Genomic DNA, 3,013 nt, shown 5'->3' with positions numbered 1-3,013 from the left:
ACAGCGCTTGAGACGCCCAGGTAGGACTTGATGTCGTGTTCGAGTTGCTTGGCAAGAGTCGCGCTTCTATCGGAGTCCAAGCTATAATCTACGGCTTTCTGCGGCCGCATCTCGACATTCACTTCCAGCTTGTCCAAGTGGTCATCGCGGGTAACCACGAGCAGGTAGATCGGGGCTAGGTCGGGCATCCTGAGAACGAGTTCCTCGATCTGGGTCGGAAACACGTTCACACCGCGGATGATCAACATGTCGTCCAACCGCCCCGTGATCTTGTCCAGGCGCCGCATCGACCGGGCCGTCGGCGGGAGCAGGGAGGTGAGGTCGCGGGTACGGTACCGGATGATCGGCAGCGCCTCTTTGGCGAGGGATGTTAGCACCAGCTCACCCTTTTCTCCGTCGGGCAGTACCTCGCCCGTCTCCGGATCGATGATCTCCGGGTAGAAATAGTCCTCCCAGATCACCAGGCCGTCTTTGGTCTCGACGCATTCGTTGGCCACGCCGGGCCCCATGACCTCCGACAGGCCGTAAATATCGACCGCATCGAGACCGAGCCTTTGTTCGATCTCGGTTCGCATCCGGCCGGTCCAGGGCTCCGCCCCGAAGATACCGATCTTCAGCGAGCACTCGCGGGGATCGACGCCGACGCGCTCCAACTCGTCGGCGATATTGAGAACCTATGGGGCGACCGGCGAGGGAGGCACCATCGCCGCAGTGATCAACCACAAGGAGTGTCCGATGCCCCGGCCAAACGACATATCTGGGCGGGCTTTCCCAGCCCCGTCCCCGAGCCGGGTAGGATGACCAGGAAGCGGCGGGGGGTATCCACTTCGCCTTGAACGACTTGGCGGATGGCGCCGATGGCGTTCACGATCGCCGCGCCGGCTGGGTTCGCCATGAAGCTGGCCAACGCCTCAACGGCACCGGAGCCGTCCGCGCGGTTCGCCAGCGCGAGCACGTAGGGGTGCATCGGCTCGAGGCCGGTGACCGATGCCTCCAGTACCTGGACAAGACCCTGATCAAACAGCGTCACGCTGGTCGGCGCGTGGGCGCCGGCTACCCCGATGTTGCCTGACGGCACCATTGTGACATGGACCGCATGGCCGGCGACGCCAAGCGGCTGCAGCCCCGCAGTTCCGGCGCCCACGGGAACCATGTCTGCAATGCCTGCCGCGATAGTCATCGCGGCGTTGCCGGTGTTGCTCACGGCGGGCACGGCGTCGGGCACATAATTCACCGCCTGTGGAGCCTGGCCGATCGGCACGGTCGCGATCACCGTGTTGGTTAGCGTGTCGATCGCAAGCAACTGGTCGTCGTTCTCCAGACCGACATAGACGCGCGAGCCATCCCCCGATGGCCAGATCCCATGCGGTAGATTGCCGACTTGGATAGTGGCCACTTTGCTGAAATCATCGGTTCGGAAAACCTGCACCTCGTTCAGGCCGCCGACTGTGACATAGGCGAACTGACCAAGCGCATTACGCACGATGTTGACGTGGTTGGTGATCGGACCAGTGTCGAGCGTCTTGAGCAGTGAGAAGGGCGGCCGCGCATCGAAGATTTGCGTCTTACCGGTGTCCTTCAATGTGAACCAAACCTGCGCACCATCAGGCGTTGCGGCTATATTGGGGCAGAATGGGCTCGCCTGCTGCACCTTCCCGATGATCTGGTGGTCTGCCACGGTAATGATGTCGGTCTCGGGATTGAAGGACGAACACACGTAGCCGTACTTGCCATCGGGCGAGAAGATCTGCATGCCCGGACCATTCGGGACAATTATCCGCGTCTTCTCTTCGTACGTCATTCCGTCCAACACAGCGACGTAGTTCTCACCTCGCACGGTGACCCACACCTCCTTGCCATCGGGCGTGAAGAAGGCCTCGTGCGGAGAGCGGCCGACATAGGTGATGTGCTTGACGGTGTTGGTCGCCGTATCGATGAATGTGACCGAGTTCGACCCGATCGACACGACGGCGATCGTGCGATGGTCGGGCGAGAAGCCCATTCCGTGCACCAGGAGGTGGCCCTTGTACAGCGGACTGAAGTTCGTCGGTACCGGCTCGCCCAGCCGAATGACGCCGAGCAGTTTGTTGTCCTCCGGGTCGGTGACCGACACCGTGTTCGAGAACTGCTCCGCCGCATAAACGCGATCACGGTGGCTCACTGGGATATCGGGTGCTGAAGCGGGACCCGGCGCCTGGCCCGCCCATGCGGAGGCGTCGAGCACCAAGGCAGCGGTGCCGATGAAGGCTACGACGAAAAGGTTGCGCACCGCCTATGGCTCCTTTGGCATGTTCATCGTGGGCATTGCGGTCGACCTGGGCGTCACCGCCGGCGGAGGCGGTGACTGCGCAGCTGCCGCAGCAGAGGGGGTGAGCTGCTGGCCGAGCGCCAGCTGCATCGCGGCGATCTCCTGCTGCTGCTGTCCGGCAATGGTGCGCCCATCGCGGACACTCCCACCGGGCCGAGCAGCAGCCCGAAAGCGGACGTCACGTCGTATCCTTGCGTCGACCTGGATGGGTGGCTTTCTGCCGGTCCGCTGCCGGGTCGGGAGGGGCTGAAATCAGACGTTCAGCTCAAGCCGATATCAGCCGATACAAACGGGTAATCGGGGACGCACTGCGGTCGCGCGCGGATGCGCGCGGAGCACTGAAGTTTGCATTGCCGTCCGTGCGCTGAATCGCATGCTGAAGCTTGGGCGCCCGGAGTCTGTCCGTATCGCATAGGCGACGAAAGCTTACGGGATCGCTGTGTCGCCTGCGGGATCCATGTTGGGGTGGACGGCCCCACGGCATCGCGTGCCAGAATTGGTGCTGTCAGTAAGCAGAACCGGAGCCGTCCATGAACCAGTATAAACGCATAGGCATCGACACGTCTAAGAGTCTGACTCGAATCGGCTTTGTAATGGCGGAGATCTGATTTTGCTTGGGAAATCTCCCGCTCGTATCGATCATACGGCAGCCAGACGACGCGACATCAGCTTGACGCTGGCAATGTAGAGCCAAGTCACGGCGCT

The 3,013-nt window shown here is 62.1% G+C and carries 1 protein-coding gene and 1 pseudogene; both read right to left on the bottom strand.

The genetic code is table 11. The annotated features are described in order from the left end of the window. A pseudogene (locus tag VKI00_RS19590) lies at positions 1-674 on the bottom strand (phenylacetate--CoA ligase); the annotation flags it as partial. 41 nt (positions 675-715) lie between these two features. Beyond that, the gene (locus tag VKI00_RS19585; protein ID WP_324440327.1) at positions 716-2,269 is read right to left on the bottom strand and encodes a YncE family protein; all 1,554 of its coding nucleotides are present in this window, start codon (positions 2,267-2,269) and stop codon (positions 716-718) included. Positions 2,270-3,013 lie beyond the last annotated feature (744 nt).

It is taken from the genome of Mycobacterium sp., from assembly GCF_035314665.1.
Classification (GTDB): Bacteria; Actinomycetota; Actinomycetes; order Mycobacteriales; family Mycobacteriaceae; genus Mycobacterium.
The sequence above is the reverse complement of the archived record's forward strand: the minus strand, read 5'-3'. Positions and strand labels throughout refer to the sequence as shown.